At 38.9% G+C, this 22369-nt stretch carries 20 protein-coding genes and 1 riboswitch; of the genes, 5 read left to right on the forward strand and 15 right to left on the reverse strand.

Features of this window, described 5'->3' with window-relative positions:
• Positions 1-106: 106 nt before the first annotated feature.
• Positions 107-307 (reverse strand): cold-shock protein, encoded by a 201-nt coding sequence (locus tag CUS89_RS12320; protein WP_005875554.1) that lies wholly within the window; start codon positions 305-307, stop codon positions 107-109.
• A 376-nt stretch (positions 308-683) separates the two neighbouring features.
• Positions 684-1790 (reverse strand): baeRF6 domain-containing protein, encoded by a 1107-nt coding sequence (locus tag CUS89_RS12325; RefSeq protein ID WP_104872343.1) that lies wholly within the window; start codon positions 1788-1790, stop codon positions 684-686.
• A 476-nt stretch (positions 1791-2266) separates the two neighbouring features.
• Between CUS89_RS12325 and CUS89_RS12330 the strand changes: the two genes are divergently transcribed.
• Positions 2267-3574, forward strand: coding sequence for a serine hydrolase (locus tag CUS89_RS12330; protein ID WP_104872344.1), 1308 nt, complete (start codon positions 2267-2269; stop codon positions 3572-3574).
• Positions 3575-3903: 329 nt separating this feature from the next.
• Entirely contained in the window at positions 3904-5106 is a 1203-nt protein-coding gene (locus CUS89_RS12335; RefSeq protein WP_019723698.1) for a YdcF family protein, read from the forward strand.
• Between the two features lie 51 nt (positions 5107-5157).
• On the opposite strand, the gene CUS89_RS12340 is transcribed toward CUS89_RS12335, so the two are convergent.
• From CUS89_RS12340 to CUS89_RS12355, 4 genes are all read right to left on the reverse strand, one after another.
• The gene (locus tag CUS89_RS12340; protein WP_104872345.1) at positions 5158-6414 is read right to left on the reverse strand and encodes a voltage-gated chloride channel family protein; all 1257 of its coding nucleotides are present in this window, start codon (positions 6412-6414) and stop codon (positions 5158-5160) included.
• A 51-nt stretch (positions 6415-6465) separates the two neighbouring features.
• A riboswitch (Fluoride riboswitch) is annotated at positions 6466-6533 on the reverse strand.
• 40 nt (positions 6534-6573) lie between these two features.
• Positions 6574-7230, reverse strand: coding sequence for a FusB/FusC family EF-G-binding protein (locus tag CUS89_RS12345; RefSeq protein ID WP_104872346.1), 657 nt, complete (start codon positions 7228-7230; stop codon positions 6574-6576).
• Positions 7231-7507: 277 nt separating this feature from the next.
• On the reverse strand, positions 7508-8011 hold the full coding sequence (locus tag CUS89_RS12350; protein WP_104872347.1) for an HD domain-containing protein: 504 nt from the start codon (positions 8009-8011) through the stop codon (positions 7508-7510).
• Positions 8012-8134: 123 nt separating this feature from the next.
• Positions 8135-8896, reverse strand: coding sequence for a TrmH family RNA methyltransferase (locus CUS89_RS12355; protein ID WP_104872348.1), 762 nt, complete (start codon positions 8894-8896; stop codon positions 8135-8137).
• Between the two features lie 108 nt (positions 8897-9004).
• Between CUS89_RS12355 and CUS89_RS12360 the strand changes: the two genes are divergently transcribed.
• Both CUS89_RS12360 and yidC read left to right on the forward strand, forming a co-directional pair.
• On the forward strand, positions 9005-9280 hold the full coding sequence (locus CUS89_RS12360; RefSeq protein ID WP_019723693.1) for an acylphosphatase: 276 nt from the start codon (positions 9005-9007) through the stop codon (positions 9278-9280).
• A 219-nt stretch (positions 9281-9499) separates the two neighbouring features.
• The gene (gene yidC / locus CUS89_RS12365) at positions 9500-10438 is read left to right on the forward strand and encodes a membrane protein insertase YidC (RefSeq protein WP_019723692.1); all 939 of its coding nucleotides are present in this window, start codon (positions 9500-9502) and stop codon (positions 10436-10438) included.
• A 58-nt stretch (positions 10439-10496) separates the two neighbouring features.
• Here the strand turns inward: yidC and glyS are convergent, their stop codons facing one another.
• The 8 genes from glyS to CUS89_RS12405 all read right to left on the reverse strand — a co-directional run bounded on the left by glyS (position 10497) and on the right by CUS89_RS12405 (position 20172).
• Positions 10497-12566 (reverse strand): glycine--tRNA ligase subunit beta, encoded by a 2070-nt coding sequence (gene glyS / locus CUS89_RS12370; protein ID WP_104872349.1) that lies wholly within the window; start codon positions 12564-12566, stop codon positions 10497-10499.
• A gap of 1 nt (position 12567) precedes the next feature.
• Positions 12568-13485, reverse strand: coding sequence for a glycine--tRNA ligase subunit alpha (glyQ, locus tag CUS89_RS12375; protein ID WP_010734964.1), 918 nt, complete (start codon positions 13483-13485; stop codon positions 12568-12570).
• Positions 13486-13860: 375 nt separating this feature from the next.
• Positions 13861-14664 carry a DNA repair protein RecO gene (gene recO / locus CUS89_RS12380; RefSeq protein WP_104872350.1) on the reverse strand — a complete coding sequence of 268 codons (804 nt, stop codon included), beginning with the start codon at positions 14662-14664 and terminating at the stop codon, positions 13861-13863.
• 524 nt (positions 14665-15188) lie between these two features.
• Complete coding sequence (era, locus tag CUS89_RS12385; protein WP_010734962.1) at positions 15189-16088, reverse strand: GTPase Era; 900 nt, start codon at positions 16086-16088, stop codon at positions 15189-15191.
• Between the two features lie 13 nt (positions 16089-16101).
• Complete coding sequence (locus CUS89_RS12390) at positions 16102-16509, reverse strand: diacylglycerol kinase family protein (RefSeq protein ID WP_181055368.1); 408 nt, start codon at positions 16507-16509, stop codon at positions 16102-16104.
• On the reverse strand, positions 16493-16969 hold the full coding sequence (ybeY, locus tag CUS89_RS12395) for an rRNA maturation RNase YbeY (RefSeq protein ID WP_104872352.1): 477 nt from the start codon (positions 16967-16969) through the stop codon (positions 16493-16495). Before ybeY ends, CUS89_RS12390 begins: the two co-directional genes overlap by 17 nt.
• A gap of 20 nt (positions 16970-16989) precedes the next feature.
• Positions 16990-19179, reverse strand: coding sequence for an HD family phosphohydrolase (locus tag CUS89_RS12400; protein WP_104872353.1), 2190 nt, complete (start codon positions 19177-19179; stop codon positions 16990-16992).
• A gap of 21 nt (positions 19180-19200) precedes the next feature.
• Positions 19201-20172: a PhoH family protein gene (locus CUS89_RS12405; RefSeq protein ID WP_010734958.1), complete on the reverse strand. Its 972-nt coding sequence runs from the start codon at positions 20170-20172 to the stop codon at positions 19201-19203.
• A 313-nt stretch (positions 20173-20485) separates the two neighbouring features.
• Here CUS89_RS12405 and CUS89_RS12410 point away from each other — a divergent pair, with 313 nt between their 5' ends.
• Positions 20486-21337: a MurR/RpiR family transcriptional regulator gene (locus tag CUS89_RS12410; RefSeq protein ID WP_104872354.1), complete on the forward strand. Its 852-nt coding sequence runs from the start codon at positions 20486-20488 to the stop codon at positions 21335-21337.
• 42 nt (positions 21338-21379) lie between these two features.
• Here CUS89_RS12410 and CUS89_RS12415 read toward each other — a convergent pair whose 3' ends face one another.
• A complete protein-coding gene (locus CUS89_RS12415) occupies positions 21380-22270 on the reverse strand; it encodes an ROK family protein (protein WP_104872355.1) in 891 nt (296 codons plus the stop codon).
• Positions 22271-22369 lie beyond the last annotated feature (99 nt).

A 22369-nucleotide genomic window follows, 5' to 3' on the forward strand; every position in this document is an offset into this window, starting at 1 on the left:
AGAGATGTTCTTAGATGAAGACGGTCAAAGAATATTATAAGAAAACACAAAAAAGCCCAGACCGCTAGGAACTAGCAGACTGAGCTTTTATTTAGTAGTGGGTTAATTAAGCTTTAACAACGTTAGTTGCTTGAGGGCCACGTTGACCTTCTTCAACATCGAAGTTTACTGTTTGGCCTTCTTCTAAAGTTTTGAATCCATCACCTTGGATAGCTGAGAAATGAACGAATACATCGTTGCCGTTTTCTGCTGTAATGAAACCGAAACCTTTTTCTGAGTTAAACCATTTCACTGTACCTGTTTCCATAATAAAAATCCTCCTTGTGTATCAAACACATATTTTGCAATTACTTGAATGGTGAATATCTGGAAGATGTTTATTTGAAACAAACTACCAAGATTACCGAACAAAAACTACATAGTTATTGTAGCACATTAATTACAGTTTAGCTAGCAAATTTTGGGCTTTTTTTATTTTTTTTTCATTCTTTTGCTTATTTCTCCAAAGAAAACGAACGTTTTTAATTTACGCTTAAAAAAAATTCAGTTTTCAGTTAGGTGATCTCCTCACATTTCTTCCTTGAGAAATAAGAAAAAGCCACGAAATCAAGTAAATGATCTGCATGGCTTTTCCTTACTTATTAAACAGATTATCCATAGTTTCTAGGTACTGTTCCTAGAGACTAATAACGCAATATCGCGGTCAAGCTCTTTTCGTCAGGCGCATCTTTTTGATCCAAGATAAAGACTTGTCCGCCATTGGTGATCACGTCGTCAGCTAGTTGATTCAATACTTGTCGACGGTCGTACTCTGTTTCTGGGTCTTCACCAAAACCGTCAGCGAGATTAGAGGTTGCGATAAATAAGTGAGAAATCTTTCCCTCTTTCGCTGCTGGCACGATGTCCACTAGTTGATCCAAGAATTTTTTATCTAGCAGTTGATTGTAGCTACTTGCTTCCTTCGCTGCCAGTTCATCCGAAAGTTTCTTTGCACCTGCTTCGATATCTTTTAAAGTTAATTGGGCAGGTGAAGCTGAGATCGCCACATCTGAACGGTAATAAGGGTTTTTCGCCACTTTTTTGAACATTGTTTGATTTTCAGGTAAAGCATACAAGTACACAGGCCATTTTTCAGGATTATCCAAGCTGTCTTTGAGAAATTCATCGACCGCTTGATAATAGTTGATCCAGTCAATTTCAACTTCTTCATCCTTAGGGTTAACTCCATGGAAAGTTGAACCTTCACTTCCGTTTGACGAGTAGTTGATCCCACCACCTGTCAGTTCAGATCCTAAAGCTGTCACCACATCTGTAGGTGCTCCTTTTGGTAGATCAACTTCTTTTACTTGTTTGTTGCTTACTTCGTAAAGCTTCATCGAGTCACGATTCAATCCTAGTAAATAATACGAGTAGTTAAAGTGTCCATTTTTGATGATCGCTAATAAATAAGGTAGGTCACTTACATAATATTGATCATCTACTGCAATACTCAAACGATGAACTATTGTACTTTCAGGAGACAAAATAACCGCGACACTCGCAGTGGCGCTGCGCCAAAATGAAGCATCTTCTAGTAGTTGATCGATCTTTTTTTGAAAAATCGACCAATCATGCTCCGCATATTTCTTTTCAAAACGTTTTTTTGCTTCTTTTGCAAAGTTCTTGAATTTGATCTGATCTTTTTCCACATCTTGATGTGCAACGTGAGTGTTTAGCATAATAGTAATAAATGGTCCTTTGACACCTGCTGAAGTCAGTTGTGACAGTAACTCTCTATCCTTTTTCGCCATAAACGTACCCCTCCTAAAAATCATTTCTTCAATACTACTAACTAAAGTCTACCACAACCATTTTTATCCATAAAACAAAATGGTCCCTGTACGAAAAAACGATTTCAGTTTCATCTTTAACTAAGCATTGCTTTCTTCAACTATTCTTCAAAATTTCATCAATGATTCGTTACACTTCCAAGCTAAATTATTCATACCTAACTGGTAACATGAAGAAAAGTAGAAATCGAGGTGTTTTTATGCAATTATTGATGATATTTAGTTTACTATGTATGACTGCTCTATTTGTATTCACTGCCTTTCGTCTAAATGAACCTGAGGCTCAACCTGTTCGAATCAAAAAGAATGAACGTTAACTTTCTCCTGTGTTCGTTTTTGTTTATCTAAAGTTTTTTTCAGAAAGATTGAAACTACGTACGCTCTCTGATAAAATTTTAATTTGTAGCAAATCAAATTAGAAAACAAGGAGATTGGACATGGGCACTAAGAAAAAACATTTCGCTTTACTGTTGGCAACGCTTCTTTTGACATTAGGATCATTTCTGCCAACTTTATCCGTATATGCAGATGAAACATTTTCTGTGAATTCCCAAGCAGCATTTGCTGTGGACGCAACAAGCGGAAAAATTTTATACGATCAAGACGGAGAAAAAACAATGGGGATCGCGTCGATCTCAAAAATCATTGGGTTGTACATCGTACTCGACCAAGTCAAAGAAGGAAAATTAGCCTGGGATGATGAAGTGGCAATCTCCGATTATGCTGAAACATTGAGTATCGCACCTAATTTATCGAATGTTCCCTTACATAAGGAGAATACCTACACTGTAAAAGAACTTTTTGACTCTGCTTTTATCCAATCAGCCAACGCATCAATGGTCGCTTTAGCTGAAAAGATCTCTGGCAGCGAAACAGCATTTCTGACTGTCATGAATGACCAGTTAAAAGAATGGGGCATTGAAAATGCAACGATCGTCAATGTTTCTGGCTTGAACAACGTGTACCTCGGCGCAAATCGTCCAGAAGGTACTGGCGAGGCAGATGAAAATCAAATGTCCGCAAAAGATGTAGCGATCATCGCACGTCATCTGTTACTTGATTTTCCCGAGGTACTAGAAGTGACGAGCACTGCAACAAAAATGTTTGGTGAAAATACACAATCACCGGTTGAAATGGTCAATTGGAATTGGATGCTTCCAGGTTTTATCAACTTCAAAGAAGGCGTTGATGGTCTAAAAACTGGAACGACTGATTTTGCTGGGGCTTGTTTTGTCGGTACCATCGAAAGAGACGGCAAACGAATCATTACAGTGGTCTTGAATGCGGAAGGCCATGAGCTAAATCCAAGCGTTCGTTTCACTGAGACGGCTCGTTTGATGGATTATTGCTATGATAACTGGTCAGTCAAAGAAATCGGCAAATCAAATGCAAGCATTCCTTCACTCAAATCGATCGATGTGAAAAACGGAAAAGAAACTTCCGTCAATGTCGTCTTAAAAAGCCCAGTCAGTGTCTGGGTCAGAAATGATATGGATACTGGTCAATTGACGATCACGCCAAAGATCGATGAAGAAAAAGTAAAAGACAATGAACTTGAAGCACCGGTCGTTAGAGGGACAAAAGTTGGCACAGCCACGATCACTTTAGCTAATGATCAATTAGGTTACTTAGAAGATGATGCCTCTCCAAGTACTGACATCATCACTGCTAGTTCGGTTGAAAAAGCGAATATCTTTGTGATTGGCTGGCGCAACGTCACTAATTTTTTCAGTAATCTATTCTAAATAAACATTCCAAAACGTTACATCAATTACTTACCCAAACAGTAAAAGGTGGCTCTTCTTCACGAATCGACGAAGCGCAATCAACCTTTACTGTTTGGGTATTGTTTTGTTTTTTACAGAAAATAAATGTATTTTCTATTTTTTCTTTTTTTATAACAGCATTTTTACAAATTTTTCGTTATACTGTAGATGGTAGATTGTTACTTGTAGGGTTGGTCTATGAGGGGCGAGTAACACTATCAGTTCGTGTTGAATAATCATCACTACTGTTATCCATCTGTTTTCCATTCGCAGTGATGACTACACGATTAGAAAAAGGAGTTGGTCATATGAATTTAACAAGAGATTTGATTTTTTCGATTCTCTATATTTTAGGGATGGTTGGGATCATCACCTGGCGTAGGAAACAAAAAGATCCAGCATTATTCTTTTATTGTGGTACTTGGACATTCGCATTGATGCTTACGTATTTCATTGTATTAGAGATCTTTTATGCGAGTTTTTATTTCTTGATCCCTCTCGCTTTTTTCAGTATCTTTGCTTTTTTTTACTTTACCGAAAAAAGGCGACTCCTGAATGGTTTGATATTCAATTTATTTTTGATTAGTTTTGGCACTTATTTATTACTTTTGCTTTTTGAGACCCAGAATATCTTTATTGGTGGTATTTTTGCTTTGATTGCGGTACCAGTTCTATTGATTTTACTATTTGGTGTGTATATTTTAGTCGTCTTTCTCATTTGGAATGGCATCATCGTCTTAAAAAGAGAATCACGTTCGTTAGCCAATCTTTTGACTTTGCTATTAGGGATTGCCTTGACGCTTTATTTAATAGCCACTGTATTTCTAATCAATTACTTGCCGGCGTGGGTCAATGTGCTATTTTCCGGTATAGCAGTCATTTTGATTTATCTGTTCATTGTCTTTTATAATTTTATGACTGTCTCTTTCTTATATCAGTTCAACCGACCACGTTACAACCAGAATTATATTATTGTGCTAGGAGCAGGTCTGATCAACGGGGAACGTGTCTCTCCTCTTTTAGCCAAACGGATCGATAAAGCGATCGCCTTTTATTGGGCACAAAGTCATGCTACGCTAAATCCTCCGATTCTTTTGATGTCTGGTGGTCAAGGTGCGGATGAAAAATTACCAGAAGCAATCGCCATGAAAAACTATGCTTTGGAAAAAGGGATTCCCGAGCGAGACATTTTAGTTGAAACAAATTCAACAACCACATTAGAAAATATGCGTTTCTCCAAAGAATTGATGGATCGTGAATCTGGCGGTGGCGCTTATCGTGCGATTTTCAGTTCCAATAATTACCATATTTTCCGTGCAGGACTCTTTGCGAAGCAAGCACAGTTAAAAGCTAATGGTATTGGTGCAAAAACAGCCTTTTATTATTTGCCGAATGCTTTTCTTAGAGAATATATTGCCATCTTGATGTTGCACAAAAAACGGCATATGGTCGTGTGTGGTACTATCTTTGGACTGACTGGTTTATTAGCTTTGATCACACTTATCGCCTAAAAAAAAGAAGTTGCGCTTCATGCAACTTCTTTTTTTCTTTCAATCAGTAAACTATTCTCTCTGATCTTTATTCATTGGTAAAAATAAAATTCCCTTTTTGATCATTACTTTTTGTGCGGAGTAGATTCCGTTATTTCCCGAACACATGAAACTGATCAAACAAATCATAAAAAAGAAACTAGCTGCTTCTCCTCCAAATAATTCGATCCCCATGACAAAACATGCAATTGGTGTATTCGTCGCTCCAGAAAACACGCCAATAAATCCTAATGCAGCTAGAAACGGAATCGAAACATGTAAGAGTGGTGCTAAAGTTGCCCCTAGAGTTGCGCCAATCTCAAATAAAGGGGTCACTTCCCCACCTTGATAGCCGGCGCCTAAAGAAAGGACAGTAAATCCTAACTTACCGATAAAATCATAGGAGTGTGCCTTTCCGGCAAAAGCATCCTGCAATAAAGGCAAGCTAAGTCCTAAATAGCGTTGTGTTTGTAAAATCAGTGCAACAACTACGACAATCCCTCCACCTATAAAATTTCTAGTGATTGGATTTTTGAACCATTTCATATACGACTTTTTCAAAAAGACGATTGAACGACTAAAGACCCAACCAATAATCCCAAAAGCGATACCCGCCACCATCAACTTGCCAAATAGTGCAGGACTCCACCCTGGAATTTCCCCCATCTTATAATGGATATGTGTGACACCAATGCTTTCCGTTACGAAGTTAGCAAATAAAGCAGCAAAAAAACTGGGAAAGATCGCTTCTGTTCGCATTTTGCCGATTGCTAGTACTTCAAGTCCAAACAATGTGCCTGCTAAAGGTGTCCCAAACACTGAACTAAATCCTGCACTGATCCCGCTGATGATCAGCACCTCTCGCTCGATAGGACTCAATTTTAATCCCCTTGCTAGATTTTCAGCTAAAGCGCCACCCATTTGGACTGCTGTCCCTTCTCGACCGACAGAACCGCCAAAAAGATGCGTCGTGATCGTACCGAAAAGCGTTAAAGGAATCAATCGGAGCGGGATTTTTTCTTCCCCGCCATTTCCTTGATCGATAACCAGATTATTCCCACGACTAGCATTTCCACCGTAACGTTGATAAAGAAACGCAAATAATGCCCCACTGACTGGTAATAGATACAATAACCAAGTATGTGCTTCTCGTAAATTCGTCACCACGGTTAAGCTATTTAGAAAAAAAGCGGAAAGTCCTCCCATTAGTACGCCTAAACAAGCAGTGATCCCTAACCACTTCACCATATATGTTCCTACTTTGAATGGACTAAGTAAACGTTGATCCATTTTTCTATTCCTCCCCACAAAAAAAGCCTACTAAAAAAACGGATTTTCCGATTTTTAGTAGGCGTCATTAGTCATCTATCGATCGACATTTAAAGGCGAACACCATCACCTATTCATTTACAGAAAGTCTATCATAAATTCCCAAGAAAAACAATGGCGCTATTTTTCTTTCTTCACGATGTCTGTAAATTCATAGAATGGTGCCAGCTTTACTAGTTGCTGATTGCACTGATCACTATCATGACAAATATAATTTCCTTTTTTAGTATACGTGCCATCTGATCCTGATTTCGTCGTGGAAAGAAACATCGAAACACTCGAAGTCTTATGGCAAATCGCGCAGACTCCTTTGATGATCGTCGGCGAAAGTGTGCCATGGACACCTTGTAGCCGCTCATCTGCATAATAGAGCAGATATTTCTTCTGTGTTCCTGGATCATTCCAGCCTACATAAGTATGCTCTTTAAGATCCAATGTTTGCCAATCTAGGTGTTTTAACTTTTTCACTTTTCGGAATATTTTTTCCACTTGGATTTTTGATGGTTGCTTGAATGGCGCAACATGTTCTTTTAAACGTTCGAGCAATTCTGTCGCTTTTTCTTTTTTCAAGTTTGTGTCCATAATTTGCTTCACAAAAGGTTCAAGTAAGGCGATTACTTGTGGATCATTTTCTACTACCTCATTGATTCGTTCTGTGGCTAATGCTTGGACAGTTGCAACAGTTTTTTTATCATTCACTGAATGATAGACATTTAACAGTTGCTCGATTTCTCGTTTGATAAAGAAATATTGATACGTTTTGATTGTTGTTTCCATGATTTTGAGTCCTTTCTTCTTTCAAAAGTAGCTCCTTTGAAGAAAAAAGAGTCCTTCAACAAAGTAAGCTTAAAAACTGAAGTCCTTGAACTCTGCTAAATAAGATACGTATGGCATCTTATCATCACCCCCTTTATGCTTTTTTCATCTATGTACATTTGCCTACTAAGAGTTAACCTTATAAATCTTGTTTCGTCAACTACTTTCCCACAAAAAAACAGTCAAAGGATTCCCATGATCGGGACCTTCAACTGTTTTCGTTCGGCTGGTCAAATAGTTAGATCGACTGTTTTTTTCCAAAATATCGTTGCCATTTTTGTTTCATTGTATCCGTTACTGGTTGCGCCGCTTCTTTCACTGCACAATACTTGTCAACAAATGTCACAATATAGCTTTCTTTGTATTTTGGTGGAGCGATCGTTGCTCCCCACATATGTTTCAAGATGATGTCGCGCTCTAAATCAGAAAGTTCAGTAATCTTTTCTGCATTTTTCAAAGCGATTCTAGGATGCACATACGCATGTGTTCCTTCATCAAATTTTGTCGTACGCCAGTCATAATAGAATAGGTCATGTAAAAGTCCTGCACGCGCAGTAGCTCTTGCATCTCCACCCCATTTTTTTGCTAATTTGTAACTATGATAAGAAACACTGATCGAGTGTTCTAATCTTGTCGAATGTACATGTTGAATATAATCAGCTAATTTTTGTACTGCTTCTGTTTCTAATAGATCTTCGATATAAGACATGTATTCTTCGTCTTCACGCCATTTTTCTGTCATAATTTTCGATCTGCCACCTTTTTGAATTTCATTTATCGTTGAAATTGTACATAGTATATCATTCATGTTCGGAATATTCTAGTGAGGTTGACTAAAAATCCAAAAAGCTTAATAGTTCCTTAATCAAGAAGAAAGATGATACAACAATATGCCCGTAGCTACGCCGACATTCAATGACTCAGCATGGCCATTCATTGGGATATAGATGTTTTTATCAGTTAACGCCAATAACTCTGACCGCACACCTTGCCCTTCATTCCCCATAATGATCGCATAATTTTTTGTTGGTACGACGGTTGGAAGAGAAACAGCTTCTTCGTTGAGTTCTGTACCGTAAATCGCAAATCCTTTTTCTTTCAATTCAGGAATGAGCGCGTCTAACTCTTGTTGGATGACAGGTAGATGGTAATTGCTTCCCTGCATACTTCTCAATACTTTGGTGCTATAAATATCTGCTGAGCCTTTCCCTAAGATCACACCTGCTAAACCAAACGCATCTGCTGTTCGGATCATCGTTCCGACATTTCCAGGATCTTGGACATTGTCTAAAAGCAACCAGCCTCCTGTATTGACTGACACTTGACTAACTTCTAACGGCATCACTGCTACGATTCCTTGTGGTGTCGGAAGATCAGAGATCACCGCCATCACCTCATCAGTGACTAAAAAGCAATCCAATGCGTGTTGTTCGACCCATGTCCCCCATTCTGACCAGCCTCTTTCTGTCAGAAAGATCTCTTTAGGCTTGAATTTGGCATTCACAGCTTCTTCGATCAAGTGGAACCCTTCAAGCAGGTATTCCTGTCCTTCTTCGCGGTGCTTCTTTTTATGTAATTTTTTTAATTCTTTGATTCTAGGATTTTTTGCTGATTGAATTTTTTTCACGTTTTCCACCTCACTTCATTATAGCATGGAATCAATCGTTGGGCTTGTTAGTTTTAGAAAAAATCGTTATCATAAATTTATCAAATAGAGGAAAGAGTGGTGCTTCAAATGAAAAAAGTTAAAATGAATGTTCAAGGGCGTGTCCAAGGTGTTGGTTTTCGTTATATGACAAAAATGGTGGCTGATCAATTGGGCGTGACCGGAACAGTTAAAAACGAAGATGATGGTTCTGTGACGATCGAAGCCGCTGGTGAGGAGGAAACTATCGATCAGTTCATCAAAGAAGTCAAGCAATCACCTAGCCCCAGTGGTCGTGTCCAATATGTCGACTTGCAAGAACATCCGATGATGGAAGAACGAAAGAAATTCGATGTGATCGGCTAACTTTTTCTTCTTGAACGCACATATGAAGAAAGTCGTTGTTGCCTTCTACTGGAAGATGATCTTCTCAATTGTCTGTTCTTTTACGTGCTCTTCCCTGTCCCTCGCATGATCTGCTAAACTTAAGGGGATTATTTGAATTTTCTATGAAGTTCATTGAATTATTCTCATATTTTTAGTATAGTTAAGCTTGTGTAAAAATTTTAAAAGAGGAAGTATTTTATGAATAAATGGAAAAATTGGTTACTAGGTTCTGGTCTTGTAACACTCTTACTTTTCTTATCTGGTTGTGTCAGAATGGATTCTGAAGGAAACCCTGATACATCTGGGATCGTCTATCGCGTATTAGTACATCCTATGGGACAAGCGATTACATATCTCGTGCAGAATTTCAACTGGTCATACGGTTGGGCTGTTATCTTGATGACTGTGATCGTGCGAATCATCATTTTACCTTTAGGAATCAGTCAATCGAAAAAGACGATGATCCAATCTGAAAAAATGCAAGCATTGAAACCTCAAGTCAGTGCCGCCCAAGAAAAATTAAAAGCGGCAACGACCCGAGAAGAACAAATGGCTGCACAAGCAGAAATGCAACAAGTGTATCGCGAAAATGGGTTAAGTATGACTGGTGGAATCGGTTGTTTACCTTTATTGATCCAAATGCCGATCTTCTCAGCGCTGTACTTTACTGCTCGCTATACAGAAGGTATCCGTGAATCGACTTTTTATGGTATCGACTTAGGAAATCCAAGTTTAGTCTTAGTTGCGATTGCCGGGATTGCTTACCTTATTCAAGGGTACATCTCAACGATCGGTATTCCTGAAGAACAGAAAAAAACAATGCGTACGATGTTGATCGTTTCACCTGCGATGATCGTTTTTATGTCGATCAGTGCTCCTGCGGGAGTGACCCTTTACTGGGTAGTCGGTGGTATCTTTAGTTGTCTACAAACATTTATCACAAATGTGATCATGAAACCACGATTAAAAGCACAGGTCGCAGAAGAATTGAAACAAAATCCACCGAAACAAGTCGTGACACCTCGCAAAGATGTGACACCTGAAGAAACGACGAAAACAACAAAAAAAATCAATACACAAGCAACAAAGAAAAATGCTAACGGTCGAAATGCCGGTAAACAACAACGTAAAAAATAAAAGGTTTGGGATGTTCGCATCCCAAACCTTTTTTTTTCAAGCTTTCACTTGATCCGTTTTATTTCGTAATGATTTGATCAAGACTAGCAATGCTTAAAGCCATGTCAGCGATTTGTTGCAACTGTGCTAAACGGTTGTTACGGACAGCTTCATCTTCGACCATGACCATCGTTTGATCAAAATACTGATCGATAACTGGTCTTAAGCTGACTAATTGCTCATAGTTTTCTTTAAGTGTACGTTCCGCAAACTGAGCTTTCACTTCCTCAACTGCTTCATACAATGCTTTTTCGGCATCATTTTCAAACAAGCTTGGATCAATCTCATTCGTTATTCCTTCGGCTTTTTTCGCTAGGTTCATCACACGCGTCAAGGCTTCCATCGATGGTTTGAAGTTTTCATCTTGCAAACGTTCTTTCAACAGACGTGCAGCGGCAAAAACGGTTGTTAAATTACTTTCCTTCGCATTCAAGACAGCATCGATCACATCATGGCGAATCGCTTTAGTCATCAACCGTTGACGCAAACGACCTTTGATAAAGTCGATCACATCGCTTCCTTGAACGAAGGCTAATCCAAAGCGCTCTTGATTTTCATTGATTGCAGCATTCACTTCTTGTTGTAATTGTGCTAATGGGAAAGCCCACTGTTTTTCTTCAATGATCCGAACGATCCCATAGGCTTGACGACGTAATGCGTAAGGGTCGTTTGAACCACTTGGCACCATTCCTACAGTGAAGAAAGAGAAAATACTATCTAATTTATCGGCAATGGCCAAGACCGCACCAATCGTCGTTTCTGGCAATTCACCTTCACTAGCGATCGGTAAATAATGTTCACGGATCGCTGTCGCAACTGCTGGATTTTCTCCATGCAACAACGCATATTTTTCACCCATGATGCCTTGGAGTTCTGGAAATTCTCCAACCATATTCGTCACTAGATCAAACTTGTAGATTTCGCCAGCACGTTGTAATACATCAAGTTCTTCTGTTGATAAACCGACAGATTTGCCGATAACAGATGCAATCACTTGCACACGTTGCATTTTTTCATAAATACTACCGATCTTCTCATGGAAAGTCACTGATTTCAACTTATTGACATAATGTTCGATCGGGAATTTTTTGTCTTCATTGTAAAAGAATTCCGCATCTTCTAAACGCGCAGTCAGTACTTTTTGGTTCCCACGAATAACGTTATCTAACTTCACGCGATCGCCGTTTCGTACAGCGATAAAATGTGGTAAGAGTTGTCCTTCAGCATTTCGCACATCAAAATAGCGTTGGTGTTCTTTCATGGAAGTCACGAGTACTTCTTCAGGTACAGACAGATATTTTTCTTCAAAATCACCAGCAAAGACAGTTGGATACTCCACTAGATTATTGACTTCTTCAAGTAAGTCTTCATCAAAATCAATATGCCAATCATTTTCTGTCGACAATTGCGTGGCTTGTTCCATGATCATTGCTCTTCTTTTTTGTGGGGAAGCAACTACAAATTGCTCAGATAGCTTTTCTTCATATTCCGCTGGATGAGCAAATGTCACATCTTCGCCTAAGAAACGATGCCCGCGAGAAGTACGTCCAGTTTTCACGTCTAAAAATTCAAACGGGATCACTTCTTCTCCGAATAGTGCTACGATCCAATGAATCGGGCGAATATATTCAAAGTCAAAGGAAGACCAGTGCATTGTCACAGGGAATGTCATACTTTTAATGACATCTATCAATCCTGCCAAGACTTCGATTGCTGGTTTACCTTGGGTATATTTCGTCACATAAACATATTCCACACCTTTGATTTCTCGGAAAGTGATATCATCTGTCGTCAGTCCTTGACCACGAACAAATCCTTGAGCTGCTTTGGACCAGTTGCCTTCAGCATCTAACGCGATTTTTTTCGCTGGCCCTTTTACTTCTTCTTCACTGTCAGCTTGACGTTCTGGCACATTTGTTACTTTGATCGCCAAACGTCTCGGAGTAGAGAACGTTTCGATTGCATCATATGTCAATTGATTGTCAGTTAAAAACGCTGCTGTTTTTTCTTCTAATTGTTTCATGCTTGGTGTCACCACATGCGCTGGCATTTCTTCCAAGCCAATTTCTAATAATAAGTCCTTTGCCATCTTATTCACCCTCCTTAACAGTCGTTGGATTTTCTGATTGATTATTCAGCAATGGGAATCCAAGTTTTTCACGTTCTGCAACAAAGATTTTCGCCACAGATTTCGCCATGTTACGAATGCGTGCCAAGTAACCAGCACGTTCAGTTACAGATACTGCACCACGAGCATCTAATAAATTGAAGGTGTGACTACATTTTAAAATATAATCATATGCTGGATGGACTAAATTTTCTTCAATGCAACGTTTCGCTTCTTTTTCAAAGCGATCAAAATTGCTTAATAGTAATTCTTGATCACTCACTTCAAATGAATATTTTGAGTGTTCGTATTCTGGTTGTTTGAAGATCTCGCCATATTTGACACCTGCTGACCATTCTAGATCATACACACTTTCAACTTCTTGGATATAAGAAGCTAGGCGCTCTAATCCATAAGTGATTTCTGAAGTGACTGGTTTACATGGTAAGCCGCCGACTTGTTGGAAGTACGTAAATTGCGTGATTTCCATACCATCCAACCAAACTTCCCAACCAACACCGGCACAACCCATCGAAGGGTTTTCCCAGTTATCTTCAACAAAGCGGATATCATGTTCTAACGGATCGATCCCTAACAAACGCAAGCTTTCCAAGTAAAGTTCTTGGATATTTTCTGGTGATGGCTTCATCACCACTTGGAATTGGTGATGTTGGTACAAACGGTTAGGATTCTCACCATAACGACCATCAGCTGGACGACGTGATGGCTCAACGTATGCGGCATTCCAAGGTTCTGGGCCGATTGCTCGCAAGAACGTGTAGGGACTCATTGTACCTGCCCCTTTTTCTGTATCGTATGCTTGCATCAGCATGCAACCGTTCGATGACCAAAATTTTTGTAATGTCAAAATCATTTCTTGAACTGTTTGCTTCTTACTCATAAAATTACCCCTTTCATCTTAACCAAGAATCAAAAATAGTAACAAAAAAAGTCCCTATGTTTGCGTAAACAAACATAGGGACGAAAATCTTCGCGGTTCCACCCTACTTCCGAGCGACTCGGCAGCTTCGTTGATCGTACTCACAAGTGCCTCTTCAAAAAACGTTAGCATCCGGCTCACACTCTCCCGAACTCGCTTGTGCCACTTGATTTTCTACTGATCTTGGTCCTCGTACGTATGTGATTATCGAATGTGCATCTTGAATGACATTCATCTATTGAAAAAACAATAGTTACTATCTAGGCTTTATAATAGACGTTAACCAAGTACTTTGTCAAATATTTTTGAAAAAAATCCATTATTTCAAACAACTTTTCATTCTTCTGTAGGATTTTCCTTCGTTGCCTCGTTGCTCGGTTTCATGATATGTTCCCAACTTTTCATTTGATCAATAAACTTTTTACTTTTCAAATGGATGCCTACGTATTCTTCATATAATAGATCAATCAATTGGCGGATCTTTTGTTTGGTTTCTTCTTTGAGGTCGATTCCGCTGATGCGATCATACGAGATTGCTGAAAATAGCCGTACGAAGTGTACTGCCCGTGGGTCCGCGTGATATCGATGGCGATCTAACTCCCAGTGATTTTCACATAAGACGCCACCATATTTGGATGAATAATCAAATTTTCCTTGCGTTTTTCCGCACACTGCACAATGGGTCCAGACTGGCGAGATGCCGAAGCGTTGCAATAATTGGATCTCAAAAATATTCGTAATGATCTCTGGGTCATCCCCTTGATCCATGCGTTGCAATGCTTGATGTGTAAATTGAAATAGATTCGGATCATATTGCCGATCCTCGATTGCTGCATCCACTAAGTTCAACAAATAAGTCCCATAACCACTGAGAAAAATATCTTCTTGTATCTTGCGAAACGAGTGGACATCTTTCACACTGTTGACAAAGGACAAACCGTCATTATGAAAATGACCAATATAAATTGCTTCCGTAAACGGCAACAATGCGGGTGCGATCGGTTGATTTTGACGATGGATCCCCTTGACATAAAACATCATTTTCCCTGCCGATTCTGTAAATATCTTGACTAATTTATCTTTTTCCTTGTAGTTGCGACTGGAAAGGATGATTCCTTTTGATTCTGCAAGCTGACTCATCGTCACCCCTCCTCTGAATTGAACGTAGACTGCTTGAGTTTTTAAATTAAAAAGAAGGAAAAAGTCATGCGAGCATCTTTGAAGTTGAGACAAGTAACTATTACTTTTATCCCAGACTCTCAATTGCTTCCATGACTTGGTTATCCTCTGATTTCTAGATCTGGATAAATGGTATTCAAGAAGCAACACTTCGATAATAAGCCCATAAAATCAAAAATGAAAAAGCCACTTTCGATTTTCCTGTCTTATTACTCAGTGCTGAACGCTTCTTTCACAACCTATGATAAACGGTGTTCGAAAGCTAACTCCTACGATATTAAGCCAAAATTTGAAAAAATATGAAAAGCTATTTTCTCAAATTCTTTCTTAATACTCGGAGTTGACCAGCTTTCTCACAACCTATGATAAACGGTGTTCGAAAAGCTGACCCTCAACACTAAGCTGAAAAATCAAAAAATATGAAAAGCTATTTTCTGATTTCCCAGCTTACTGCTCAGGTCATAGCACTTTTCTCACAACCTTGTTTAATACTCGTCTTGGCGATATCCAAAGTCTTGTAAATAGACTCGTTTGTCTCGCCAGTCTTTTTGGACTTTGACCCAGAGTTCTAGAAAGACTTTGTCTCCTAGCAGATTTTCAATGTCTCTTCGTGCTTTTGTCCCAATATCTTTCAGCATCTTACCGCCTTTACCGATAATGATCCCTTTTTGACTATCACGCTCCACGATGATCGTAGCTTGGATATGGATTTTATTATTCTCATTACGTTTCATCGTATCGATGACTACTGCAACTGAATGGGGTACTTCATCTCGTGTCAAGAACAAGACTTTTTCTCGGATCAATTCAGAAACGATAAAATACTCCGGATGGTCTGTGACTTGATCGTCTGGGAAATATTGTGGGCCTTCAGGCATTTCGTCCACTAAGACCTCCATCAAACGTTCGACATTGTTTCCTTCTGTCGCAGAGATCGGAACAACTTGAGCGAACTCCATTTGTGAGGAATAATCTTCAATGATCCCTAACAACTCATCTGGATGGACTTTGTCGATTTTATTGATCACTAGATACACCGGTGATTGGACATTTTTCAAGCGTTCAATGATGAAATCGTCGCCTTTTCCTCTTTTTTGATCGGCGCTGATCATGAACAATACCGCATCGACTTCACGTAAGGCACTATAAGCTGTTTCTACCATAAAATCACCTAAGCGATGTTTTGGTTTATGGATCCCTGGTGTGTCAATAAAGATCAATTGTGCTTCAGGAGTCGTATATACTCCTTGGATCTTGTTTCTTGTCGTTTGTGCTTTATCGCTCATGATCGCGATTTTTTGCCCAACGATCCGATTGAGCAATGTTGACTTACCAACATTTGGTCGTCCAACGATTGCTACAAATCCAGATTTATGTTCTGACATAATTACTCTCCTTTTAATTAAAAAACAGTTGATAGATTTTAGGACCAAATAAGATGATCCCAACGATCACAGCGAAGCAAGCAGTCATTAGAACTGCCCCAGCTGCCATATCTTTGATTTTTTTGCCAATGGGATGAAAATGGAAGTCTGTGAACATATCTACCACATTTTCAAATACCGTATTCATGATTTCCACGATCCATACAAGAAAGACAGAAAGGAGCAACCATAGCCACTCCATCCGATCCAATTGAAAGATAAGTCCCATGATCAAAGCAATGATCCCAAGAGCTACATGTTTCTTCATATTTCGTTCTTCATCAAAAACGGTTTTGACTCCTTGCAAAGCAAACTCCACTGACATCAAAAAATGTTTGTTTTTATCTACTTTTTGTTCTTCTCTTTTATCTTTTAAGTCCATAAGCATCTAAAATCTCTTTCTGTAAGCCAAACATTTCCGCTTCATCTTCAGGTGTCATATGGTCATAGCCATTGATGTGTAAAAATCCATGGACGGCTAAGAAGCCTAGTTCGCGATCATATGAGTGGCCATATTCTTCTGCTTGTTCTTTTGCCCGATCGATCGAGATCATGATATCTCCTAATACACGAGGCATTGGCTCATCGTACTCTTCAAAGATCACTGGAATCTCGTCTTCACCTTCATCTTCTAATGCAAAACTGATCACATCTGTTGGTGCGTCTTTGCCACGGTACGTACGATTGATTTCCTGGATAGACGGATTATCCATGAAAGTGACCGACATTTCCGTCTCATCTGATAAAGAAAGTTTTTTTGCCGCAAATTGAAGCAACTCTTCGATTTCTTTGATTTTCGTTTCAGATACAGTGTTTGTTTCATCGATAAATGTAATATCCATTAGCCATCGCTTCCTTCTTGCTATTCTTTTTCTTGTTTCATTTTTTCTGCTTCAGACTTCATCTTAGGGTATTTGATCCTTGAGTGGAAGGTACTGCTCAATCCACTAACAAGAGATTTTTCAACTTTGCGGATTTCTTTAAGGGTCAATCCACTATCATCAAGTTGGCCATCAGAAATCCGTTCTTCAATCAAATTATGCACAAAAGCCTCGATTTTTTCACTGGTTGGATGATCCATCGCTCGCACAGCAGCTTCGCAACTATCCGCGATATTGACGATCCCAGCTTCTCGCGTCTGTGGTCTTGGACCAGGATAACGGAATTGTTCCTCCGTTACTTCTGGATTACGTTCTTTTGCTTTGATATAGAAGTAGCGCATCAAAGTCGTACCATGATGTTGCTTACAGATATCGATCACCATTTGTGGCATATCGTACTCTTCTAAAATCTTCGCACCGTCAGTCACATGCCCAAAAATAATTTGTTTACTATCTTCAGGAAGTAAAAAGTTATGGGGATTTTCCGCGCCAGAAGGTAAGTTCTCTACGAAAAAGCTGGCATGTTTGATTTTACCGATATCATGGTAATAACAAGCCACACGTGTCAACAACGAGCGACCACCGATCTCAGCAACTGCATTCGCACTCAGATTTGCGACCATCATACTATGATGATAAGTACCCGGTGCTTCTTCTAGCAATTGCTTCAATAATGGATGGTTTGGATTACTCAATTCATTTAGAACGATCACACTGTCGTCATTCACTAATAGCTCGATATAGGGATGCAGACCGATCGTCAATAGATACGACAGAAATGCGCCCATAAAGCCGCACACAAGTGTCAACCATGTGGTACCATCACTAAAGCTCATGCCTTGATAAACCACTAAAACGACATCCATCATTAACGGAAAGACAACGACCCACATGATTGCTGGAAACCATTGTTCTGAAATACGTTGCCGTTTTAAAATCGCTGCTAAAAAGCCAGCAAATAGGTACGAGACCAAAATCACAGTCAAGAAATTCGTACCAATCGAATTGTAGAAAATGAATAGCGCTGAAACTGCTTGGAACAACGCAGCCATGATACCCGCTCTGCGATTCAAGAAAAAGTTCAAGACAAGCGGTACAAACGCTGCGGGGTAAAGTAACGGAATATAAGTTGCTTGTTCCGTTTGAAAGACTTGGAAAAATTTCATCAATAAAATACTGATGGACATCGCTGTTACGTAGAAAAGAATATACTCTGTTCGTTTGAATAGATCTTTATACTGGAGTGAATTGTAGAATAACACCCCAATTTGTAACAACACCGCTAGAATCATAGCGACAAGTGGAAAAATCGAAGTAGATTGACTCGTCAAACCTAACAATTCTAATTTTTTCATAGCCGCTGCATCGATTTGATTTCCTTCCCGAACAATGATCTCACCTTGGAAAATCATGACGGGTTGAATGGAATCTCGCGCCTCTTGCTTCAGATCTTCCGTACGTTTCTCATTTAACACATCATTTACAACAATTCCCTGATCGACTAAATAGCGGATCATTTCTTGTTGTTCTGCGGAAACATTTAAATATTGGATCTTATCCTCTGCTTCTTGTTTGAAATTATCTAAATCACTTTCTCGAACTTGCTTACTCATTTGTTCATCGATCAATTTCAAGCTTTCATCACGAACCGTCGTGATCTCGCTTTCTGACATATTCATGATCGTTGAGTAAAAACTATTTGGTAATTTCTGGTAGAACGCAACATCATCCGCATTTGAACTTTCGAATATTCGTTTCAATGCGGCTATCCGTTCTTCTACTGTTGGCTTTGGTACATTTTCATCTTCTTTTGCCTTACTGACTTTTTCTTCGTATTGTTTGTCGATCGTGTCATTCGCACGACTGATCAAAACAAACAGTTGATTGATCCGACGATCTTGTTCCGAAGCTAAGTCACTTTGGTAAGTATACTCAGGCGTTACTGCTTCAGCTGCTAATTTCCTTTTTTGTTCGGTTTCTTCCGTGTTTTCAATCGTTTTATTGGCACGGATACTTTCTTCGGCTACTTGTCCCTCTCTAAAATCATTGGGTTTTTGCTTCACGCTGCTAAACGTGATCCCACACATCAATAGAAAGAAAAGCAATAAGAGAAAAGGTGCTGCAGCTTTCCCTAATTTCGCTTGAAGCTGCTGCAATATTTTGTTCAACATGTGGTAATCCTCCTAAAAAAGCTATTCTTGATGAAGATCCGCTTTTTCATAAGCTTTGATGATTTCTGCCACGACTGGGTGACGAACAACATCACTCGCTTCAAAATTCACAAAATCAATTTTTTTGATTTGTTTCAGTGTTCGTTCTGCATGGATCAATCCACTCATCGTGCCTTTTGGCAAATCGATTTGGCTCGTGTCCCCATTGACGATCATTTTTGACTGATAGCCAAGCCGAGTCAAAAACATTTTCATTTGGGCAACCGTTGTATTTTGCGCCTCATCCAAAATCACAAAGGCATCATCTAGCGTTCTACCGCGCATATAAGCAAGTGGCGCTATTTCGATGATTCCTCGCTCCATCAAACGATTGGTATGATCCAACCCAAAAATTTGGTACAGTGCATCATAAACTGGTCGTAAATATGGATCAACTTTTTCCTTCAGATCACCAGGTAGGAATCCAAGATTTTCACCTGCTTCGACGGCTGGACGAGTCAAGATGATTTTTTGGACTTCGCCTTTTTTTAAGGCTGCAATCGCTAAAACGACGGCCAAAAATGTTTTCCCAGTACCAGCTGGTCCTACGCCAAAAACCACATCATGTTTTGCCACAGAATCGACGTATTTTTTTTGTCCGCTGTTTTTGACACGGATCGGTTTTCCATTGCGGTCTTTGACGATCTCTTGTTCATACATCTCAACAAAATAATCCAATGTCCCTTTTTGGGCCATTTTTAGTGCAGTGACCACATCAGGCATGCTGATATGGATCCCTCGTTTGATCAATTCTTGTAACGTTCGGATCACGGAAGCAGCCAAAGAAATATCGGTTTCTTCTCCGATGATCTGGATTACTTCGCCTCTTGTGTGGATCGTCGTTTCAGTTGTTTCTTCGATCAGTTTGATATGTTTATCATGTGACCCTAAAAGCATACTGATATCATCAGTTGCTGTTAATCTAATATCCAAAGAACTAGACGCTTCTGTCAAAAATAGACATCTCCTTTATTTCAAATCGTTCTTTCCTATTCTACCATAATCATGAAAAACTATATAGCGAATAAAATGAGACATCTTGAGAAAAAAGTTTTCTTCTGGAATTCAGATAAAAACCTAAATCCTCTTGTTTTTTTATGAACGATCATTTTATAGATGTGTCTTACAACACATCTTGTTTTTCTTTCCAATATCCTATTTGCTTCTATTCACCATTCTATCAGTCTATTTTTAAAAAAACTTGAGCGAACTAACTACTCAGTACATTGATTTATTGATATAATAGTGAAGGAAACGAGGAGATGACATGAAATCAGCTGTATTATTGAAAATAAAATCATTAGAATCAAGTTTTACTTCTAGTGAACACGACATCAGCAAGTTTGTAATTGAAAATCCTGAATATGTTATTTCAAATACTATCACAAATCTAGCCAAGAAAACGAATACTTCAGAAGCGAGTATCAACCGTTTTAGTAAAAAAATTGGCTTTAAAGGTTTTAATAAGTTTAAAATTGCATTGGCCCAAAGTATGAACCAATTAGAGGACCAAGAAAAATCCTTCGATGAATCAAACTTAATTGAGTACGTAACCCTTGATTACCAAAAGATGTTAACGAATACATGCGCAATGTTGGATACAAAAGATATCGAAGATGCCGCTTCGATGATTACACTCAATCGTAAAATATTTATCTTATCTATCTACAATACTTCTTTTGTCAGCAAGGAATTTGCTTTCAAGTTACGACAATTAGGCATGGAAGTTACTACCCTAAAAGAAAACCTAGAAACGCAATTAGCTATCGAAAATATGAGCAGTGATTCCGTTTTGATTGCTGTTGTTCCATCGGTCATCACTAAAGACATCATCCCCTTCTTGACGAAGATCAAACGAAAAGACGTAAAGACTATCTTGATTTCTAGTAATGATAATCCAAAAGTCAGCGATATGATCGATATTAAATTCATCATCCCAGATCATATGTCCGCAAACAATTCATTAGTCATGACAAATTCTATCATGACTTCTCTCGTTTTTGATATTATCTTTGCAACGATTTTACGAGACAATCGCGGATTGCGCCAACGTAAGTTAAGTAGCGACACAATCATCAACTCGTATGAATCAGCAGATTCAGCTATTTATGAATGGTAAAAAAATACTCAATCAACTTTTTCAGGTTGATTGAGTATTTTTTTATTTTTTTGCTACTTCCTGTAATAGCTTATGCGCCAATGCAAAATTCCCAATCGTCGCACTCGTATTATCTTGAAATATAGAAACAACAATAAAGTCAACCAAATCAGGAACTGCTACATAACTCGCATTGATCATTTCAAATTGTTCACGAACTTTTTCTATCAATCGTTCAGTGATTACGCCCCCACCAAAAATAATTTTCTCTGGGGCAAAATTCACTCGTAAATTATATGCCAGTTGTGCTAGATAATAAGCTTCAATCGTCCATATATCATCATTTTCTGAAAGCTTTTCTCCTTTGATCCCTGTTCGTTTTTCAATGCTGGGGCCCGCAGCTACGCCTTCAAAACAATCACTGCCATGATAAGGACAAACGCCAGAAAAATCAAAGTCGTTCTTGTGCCGGTTAACAAATCCATGTCCGATTTCTAGATGTGTAGTGCCTCCAATAAAATGATCATTCTGGATGACTCCTGCTCCAATGCCTGTTCCAACTGTGACATAGACACAAGAACTAGCGGATTTAGCATGCCCAACAGCGTATTCTCCGTAAGCACTCGAATTTACATCTGTTGTTAAAAATATTGGATTTGAAAACCATTTTTCTACTGCCTGAATAAAATTAAAACCACGCCACGCCTTTTTTGGAGATGCTAAAATTTCTCCATAAGTCGAAGAATTTTCATCAATATCTATTGGACCAAACGTTCCTATCCCTAATGCATCGACATGATATCGACTAAAGAAGTCTTTGACCTGTTCCATTGTTTTATCCGGATCTTCAGTTGGGAAAATACTTGTTTCAAGAATCTCAAACTGCTCATTACCAATTGCACACACAAACTTCGTGCCACCAGCTTCAATGCTGCCGTATCTTTTACTAGACATTTGATCCTCCTTTCAAAAACATGTAGGACTATGAGGTCGAGACAGAAGTGTTTAACCTCTAGAAATAAGGCACCACCCACGAAAATTGTTCTTCAAATT

This window comes from Enterococcus mundtii (assembly GCF_002947535.1).
Lineage (GTDB): Bacteria > Bacillota > Bacilli > Lactobacillales > Enterococcaceae > Enterococcus_B > Enterococcus_B mundtii_B.